General features: G+C 68.7%; 7 protein-coding genes. 4 read left to right on the top strand and 3 right to left on the bottom strand.

Annotated features, from left to right (window positions below):
- Positions 1 to 122: 122 nt before the first annotated feature.
- Positions 123 to 1355, bottom strand: a complete 1233-nt coding sequence (locus ACWGKQ_RS34550) for an NAD(P)-dependent malic enzyme (protein WP_453295958.1) — start codon at positions 1353 to 1355, stop codon at positions 123 to 125.
- Positions 1356 to 1937: 582 nt separating this feature from the next.
- Here ACWGKQ_RS34550 and ACWGKQ_RS34545 point away from each other — a divergent pair.
- Genes ACWGKQ_RS34545 through ACWGKQ_RS34535 form a run of 3 tightly spaced genes read left to right on the top strand, consistent with a single transcriptional unit; the run spans position 1938 to position 4675 of the window.
- The gene (locus tag ACWGKQ_RS34545; RefSeq protein ID WP_453295957.1) at positions 1938 to 2897 is read left to right on the top strand and encodes an ABC transporter substrate-binding protein; all 960 of its coding nucleotides are present in this window, start codon (positions 1938 to 1940) and stop codon (positions 2895 to 2897) included.
- 51 nt (positions 2898 to 2948) lie between these two features.
- Entirely contained in the window at positions 2949 to 3878 is a 930-nt protein-coding gene (locus tag ACWGKQ_RS34540; protein ID WP_453295956.1) for an amino acid ABC transporter permease, read from the top strand.
- Entirely contained in the window at positions 3875 to 4675 is an 801-nt protein-coding gene (locus ACWGKQ_RS34535; protein WP_453295955.1) for an amino acid ABC transporter ATP-binding protein, read from the top strand. Before ACWGKQ_RS34540 ends, ACWGKQ_RS34535 begins: the two co-directional genes overlap by 4 nt.
- Positions 4676 to 4739: 64 nt before the next feature.
- Here the strand turns inward: ACWGKQ_RS34535 and ACWGKQ_RS34530 are convergent, their stop codons facing one another.
- Positions 4740 to 5504 carry a class I SAM-dependent methyltransferase gene (locus ACWGKQ_RS34530; protein WP_453295954.1) on the bottom strand — a complete coding sequence of 255 codons (765 nt, stop codon included), beginning with the start codon at positions 5502 to 5504 and terminating at the stop codon, positions 4740 to 4742.
- Positions 5505 to 5619: 115 nt separating this feature from the next.
- On the opposite strand from ACWGKQ_RS34530, the gene ACWGKQ_RS34525 reads away from it, so the two are divergent.
- Positions 5620 to 6261 (top strand): CGNR zinc finger domain-containing protein, encoded by a 642-nt coding sequence (locus ACWGKQ_RS34525; protein ID WP_453295953.1) that lies wholly within the window; start codon positions 5620 to 5622, stop codon positions 6259 to 6261.
- On the opposite strand, the gene sodX is transcribed toward ACWGKQ_RS34525, so the two are convergent.
- Positions 6153 to 6599 (bottom strand): nickel-type superoxide dismutase maturation protease, encoded by a 447-nt coding sequence (sodX, locus tag ACWGKQ_RS34520; RefSeq protein WP_453295969.1) that lies wholly within the window; start codon positions 6597 to 6599, stop codon positions 6153 to 6155. The genes ACWGKQ_RS34525 and sodX overlap by 109 nt on opposite strands.
- Between the last annotated feature and the right edge of the window lie 53 nt (positions 6600 to 6652).

The raw sequence follows: 6652 nt of genomic DNA, 5'->3' as shown, positions 1-6652 counted from the left end.
GCGTGGGGGGGGGGGGGGGGGCCCCCCCCCCCCCCCCACAACGCCCACCTCGTAAGGCGCCCGAACGGGTGGGCTGGTGGGCAAAGAAATGGCCCCGCCCAAGAAGGACAGGGCCATTCAAGTCACCGCCGCGCAACCCCTTCGGCCCGCGCAGCCGCAGCCACCGCCGCAGTCACCGCAGGCGCAACCCGCTCATCGAAAGGAGAGGGAATGACATAGTCAGCGGCGAGATCATCGCCGACGACCGACGCCAGCGCCTCCGCCGCCGCGATCTTCATCCCCTCGGTGATCCGCGAGGCCCGCACCTGAAGCGCACCCGCGAAGATCCCGGGGAACGCCAGCACGTTGTTGATCTGGTTCGGGAAGTCCGACCGCCCGGTCGCCACGACCGCCGCGTACTTGTGGGCGACGTCGGGATGCACCTCGGGGTTCGGGTTGGCCATGGCGAACACGAACGCGCCCTCGGCCATCGAGGCGACGGCCTCCTCCGGGACCGTACCCCCGGAGACGCCGATGAAGACGTCGGCGCCGGCCAGCGCGTCCTCCAGGGTGCCCTTGAGGCCGGCCTTGTTGGTGAACCCGGCGACCTCGCGCTTGACCGCGGTGAGGTCGTCGCGGTCGGCGGAGATGATGCCCTTGCGGTCGGCGAGGGCGACGTCCCCGATGCCCGCCTCGACCAGCATCTTGGCGATGGCGACCCCGGCCGCGCCGGCGCCCGAGATCACCGCCCGCAGCTGCCCGATCTCCCGCCGGCTGAGCCGCGCCGCGTTCCGCAGCGCCGCGAGCGTCACGACGGCCGTACCGTGCTGGTCGTCGTGGAAGACCGGGATGTCGAGCCGCTCCTGGAGCCTGCGCTCGATCTCGAAGCACCGCGGTGCCGAGATGTCCTCCAGGTTGACCCCGCCGAAGGACGGGGCCAGCCGGACGACGGTCTCCACGATCTCGTCGACGTCGGTGCAGGCGAGGGCGATCGGGACCGCGTCCACGCCGCCGAACTGCTTGAAGAGGATGGCCTTGCCCTCCATCACCGGGAGGGAGGCCTCGGGACCGATGTCCCCCAGGCCGAGCACGGCCGTACCGTCGGTGACGACGGCCACGACGGACGACTTCCATGTGTAGTCGTTGACCAGCTCGGGCTGTTCCGCGATCGCGGTGCACACGCGCGCGACTCCGGGCGTGTACGCGAGGGAAAGGTCGTCCTTGTTGCGGATCGGCACGGTGGCCTGCACGGCCATCTTGCCGCCGCGGTGCAGCGCGAACGCCGGGTCGAAGGAATCGAGGGGCTCGGCCCCGCCGTCCTGGTCCGTATTGCCCGACGCGCTGTCGCTGCGAGGATTGACGATCTCCGCTGCCACTTGTCTTACCCCTTAGGTATGCATGGTTGAGGGTCGGCCGCTCCCGGTGAGGGAGTGGACGGGCACCGCGCAGGGCCCGATCACTGATACGTACGAGTGGCACGTACGAGCACCTGCGCGACGGACGCGCCGCACACGCGCCCTGAGCCCCGGATGAGGGGTGTAAAGAACCTTCTTACCGGACGGAGAGTGCTCACGACGAGTCGAATAGGCGCAAGGTCACATCACGGATGTCGTAGGTAGTCGACAGATGAGCGGCCGGGTGACCGTCAGACGATCACTGGGTGCGGCCTCGGATGAACCGGCGGTGAACCGTAGATCTTCCGGCCAGAAGGTCGGATTCCCGCAGATGTGCGGGGCGGCGGGTCGAGGAAGGACCGGCCTGACGCGCCACGGGGGTCACCCGTTATCCGATTTTGACATGGTGGCAGGTCTGCTTGGAGCAATCCCAATGGCAGGATGCCGTAAACCCACGAGGTCGCGACACCCGAAGGTGTGTGTTTCCGTCGACCCATCGGCATATCGACATATCAGACACATCGGTATATCGGCTTGTCCTACCCACCGCCGGAGGAACCCACCATGACCGCAAGCGTCACCCGTCGTACCACCGCCTCGCGCTCCAGGACTGCCGCGCTCGGTGCGATCGCGGTCGCCGGCACCCTGATCCTCACCGGCTGCGGTGACCACACCGACAAGAGCGGCGGCAGCGGCTCCTCCTCGACCTCCTCGGCCCCGCTGGCGAGCAAGCTGCCGGCCGACATCCGCAAGGCCGGCGTGATCAAGGTGGGCTCCGACATCGCCTACCCGCCGGTCGAGTACATGCAGAGCGGCAAGGCCGTCGGTGTCGACCCGGACATCGCGGACGCGCTGGGCAAGCAGCTGGGCGTGAAGTTCGACTTCCAGAACGGCAAGTTCGACCAGCTCATCGTGGGCATGCAGGCCAACCGCTTCAACGTGATCATGTCGGCGATGAACGACACCAAGGCCCGCCAGGACGGCATCGACTCCGACACCGGCAAGAAGGTCGGCAGCGGTGTCGACTTCGTCGACTACTTCACCGCCGGCACCTCGATCCTGGTCCAGAAGGGCAACCCGAAGGGCATCAAGTCGCTGGACGACCTGTGCGGCAAGGTCGTGGCCCTGCAGAAGGGCACCACGTCCGAGGGCATCGCCAAGGCGCAGAGCACGAAGTGTACGAAGGACGGCAACAAGGCCATCACGCTCCAGACCTTCGACACCGACCCCGAGGCGCTGCTCCGGCTGAAGCAGGGCGCCTCCGTCGCCGACCTGAACGACTTCCCGGTGGCCGCCTACAACGCCAAGACCTCCGGCGGCGGCAAGGACTTCGAGGTCGTCGGCGAGCAGATCGAGGCCGGCCCGTACGGCATCGCGGTCAGCAAGGAGAACACCCAGCTGCGCGACGCGATCCAGGCCGCCGTGGCCGCCATCATCAAGAACGGCGACTACCAGAAGATCCTGGAGAAGTGGAACGTCACGCAGGGCGCGGTGACCGAGTCGAAGATCAACGGCGGCTCCTGAACAGGCCTCGGGCACGACTGAGGGGCTTGAAGGCCATGAAGGGCTGTCACTGTGACTGACACCGTCGACAAGATTCCGGCGCCGTCGGTGCCGCCGGAGCAGATCAAGGCCATCCCGGTGCGCCACTACGGCCGCTGGGTGGCCGCGGCGGTGGTCATCGCCGTCCTGGTGCTGATCGGGATCGCGTTCTCCAACGCGAAGATCAACTACAGCATCATCCCGGACTACATCACCGACGGGACGATCCTGTCGGGCGCCTGGCACACCCTGTACATCTCGGTGCTCGCCATGGTGCTCGGCCTGGTCCTGGGCGTGATCCTGGCGATCATGCGGATGTCGTCGAACCCGGTCACCAGCACCGTGGCCTGGTTCTACGTCTGGTTCTTCCGGGGCACCCCGGTCCTGGTCCAGCTGCTGCTCTGGTACAATATCGCGCTCGTCTTCCCCATCCTCAACCTGGGGTTCTACAAGGACGAGATGAACCAGGTGATGACGCCGTTCCTGGCGGCGCTGCTGGGCCTCGGCCTGAACGAGGCCGCGTACATGTCGGAGATCGTCCGGGCCGGCATCCAGTCGGTCGACGAGGGCCAGACGGAGGCCTCGCACGCGCTGGGCATGACCCAGGGCAAGACGCTGCGCCGGGTGATCCTGCCGCAGGCGATGCGGGTCATCGTGCCGCCGACGGGCAACGAGTTCATCAACATGCTGAAGACCTCGTCGCTGGCGTACGTGGTCCAGTTCAACGAGCTGATCAAGCGGGCCACGGACATCTCCAGCACCTCGCTCGCGGTGGTCGAGATGTACTTCGTGGCATGCGTCTGGTACCTGATGCTGACCACGGTCTTCAGCATCGTGCAGTACTACATCGAGCGCCGTTACGCCCGCGGTTCCTCGCGCAGTCTCCCGCCGACCCCGCTCCAGCGGCTGCGCAGGAACCTGTCGCAGTGGGCTTCGTTCCGTCGCCCGGAGGTGGCCCGATGAGCGGTCTCGCCAAGGACATCACCCCGCCGAGCAGCGGCGCCCCGATGGTCAAGGCCGAGGGCGTGCACAAGTCGTTCGGTCTTGCGCACATCCTCAAGGGCATCGACCTGGAGGTGCTGCCGCGCGAGGTGTTCTGCCTGATCGGCCCGTCCGGTTCCGGCAAGTCCACGTTCCTGCGGTGCATCAACCACCTCGAGAAGATCAGCGCCGGCCGCCTCTACGTCGACGGCAACCTGGTCGGCTACCGCCAGCACGGCGACAAGCTCTACGAGCTGAAGGAGAAGGAGGTCGCGGCGCAGCGACGGGACATCGGCATGGTGTTCCAGCGCTTCAACCTCTTCCCGCACATGACGGCCCTGGAGAACGTCATGGAGGCGCCGGTCCAGGTCAAGCGCGAGTCCAAGGCCGTCGCCCGGGAGCGGGCGCAGCGCCTCCTCGGCCGGGTCGGCCTCGGCGACCGCACCGGGCACTACCCGGCGCAGCTCTCCGGCGGCCAGCAGCAGCGCGTCGCGATCGCCCGCGCGCTCGCCATGCAGCCGAAGCTGATGCTCTTCGACGAGCCGACCTCCGCGCTCGACCCGGAGCTGGTCGGCGAGGTCCTGGACGTGATGCGGGACCTGGCCGAGGACGGCATGACGATGATCGTCGTCACCCACGAGATGGGCTTCGCCCGCGAGGTGGGCGACAGCCTGGTCTTCATGGACGACGGCGTGGTGGTCGAATCCGGCCACCCGCGCGACGTCCTGACCAACCCCCAGCACGGCCGGACGAAGTCGTTCCTGTCCAAGGTGCTGTAGCCGTACGACGCGAAAGGGGCGGTACGAGACTCCTCGTACCGCCCCTTCGCTCTGTCCGCTCGGTCTACTTGAGGGCGAGCAGCAGCGTGTCCGACGGCGAGCACCACACCGCCCGCGCCTCCCCGAACCCCTGCTCGCGCAGCACGCGCGCGTGCCACTCGGCCGACGGCATGTCACCGTCCGCGTGCTCGCCGTAGATCTCGAAGCGGCGGGCCGTCGGCCCGGCGAGCACCGGGTCCTGCGCCGCCAGCTGCCACCACTCGGCCCAGTCCAGCGCTCCCGCCGCCTTGGCCTGATCCATTCGGAGATGGCGCTGCGCCCGTTCCGCGGCGTTGATCCGGGGCGTGCCGTCGTCGATCATGTGGTCCGCATTCATGAAGAGACCACCGTCGCGGACGAGTCCCGCGACCTGACCGTAGAGGGCCGCGAGGGGTTCACTGTGCAGCCAGTGCAAGGCAGTGGCAGTGAGAACCGCGTCGTACGAGTCGTACGGCAGCCGCGTGGGCCACTGCGGGTCCTTGAGGTCGGCGGAGACGAACGTGACCCGGTCGTCGTCGGCGAAGGTGCCCTCGGCGATGGCGAGGAGGGCCGGGTCGAGGTCGACCCCGGTGCTCACCGCGTCCGGGAAGCGGGCGAGCAGCCGGGCGGTGATGCTGCCGGTGCCGCAGGCGAGGTCGAGGACCCGGGGTGCCGTGCCGACGAGCGCCTCCACCATGTCGAGCATGATCCGGAACCGCTCCTCGCGGTCCGGCATGTACCACTCCTGCTGCCGGTCCCAGCTCTCCTGCCAGGCGCCCCAGTCGGCCCCGGTCGTGGATGTCGTGGTCATCGGCGCGTCCGTCATGGCAACCCTCCACCGCACAAGTCCCGTAATACCCTGGATGCACGACCGGCTGTTACCCGACCGCAGCACCGACCATAGAGCGCCCGCGTAAGGACTACAAGTGGAACTGGCCTATTACTCGGATTACGCCGTCCGGCTCGTCAACAGCGAGGAACCGGCCCGGGGCAAGGACTCCCTGACCTCGGTCGAGGCCGTCCGCGATCTCTTCGGCGGCAACCAGCAGGCCGCCCGGCGCGCCACCGACGCCGACCTCACCCGCTTCCGCTCGGTCCGGGCCCGGCTGCGCGCGGTCTTCGAGGCGGCCGACAAGGGCGAGGAGACCCTCGCCGTGGACCTGCTGAACTCGCTCCTGCTGGAGTTCCCGGTCAGCCCGCAGATCTCCGGGCACGACTTCCGGGACGACGACGGCCGCCCGCTGTGGCACATGCACCTGGCCGACCACCCCTCCAACGCCACCGCCGGCTACACGGCGATCGCGGCGATGGGCCTGGCCTTCCATCTCACCGAGTACGGCGTCGACCGGCTCGGCCTGTGCGAGGCGGCGCCGTGCCGCAACGCCTACCTCGACACCTCGACCAACCGCTCCCGGCGCTACTGCTCGGACCGCTGCGCGACCCGCGCCAACGTGGCCGCCTACCGGGCCCGCAAGCGCCTGGAGGCGGAGCGGCCCGAACGGTCCGAAGACAGCACCGGCCTGGCGGCCGAGACCGCCCAGCGCACCAGCGCCAGCGGCGAACGCTGACCCGCCTGCCGCGGCCGCCAGCGGAACAGGGCCCGGCCGAGGATGAGCTCCTCCGGCACGGTCCCGTAGTCCGTGCTGTCCCCGCCCGCGTACGCGTTGTCCCCGAGCACCCACCAGCCGCCCTCGCGCGGCTCCACGGCCCGCTTGACGACCAGCAGGTCCTGCTGGAAGGGGTGGAGCAGGACGACGACGTCACCGGCCCGTACCCGCGCCCCGTACCGCACCAGAAGCTGATCCCCCTGGTACAGCGTGGGCACCATGGACGGGCCGGTCACCTCGGCCAGTCCGAAGAGCGCGGCGCCCCTCCCCCGCTCGGTCTCCTGCGACAGCTCCGGCATCCCCGGCACCTCCCCGGTCCGTTCCTCCACCAGTCTCAGTCTGACCCTGGACT

It is taken from the genome of Streptomyces sp. NPDC054770 (genome assembly GCF_053611985.1).
Note: the sequence above shows the minus strand (reverse complement) of the source record. Positions and strands in the feature narration are given on the sequence as shown.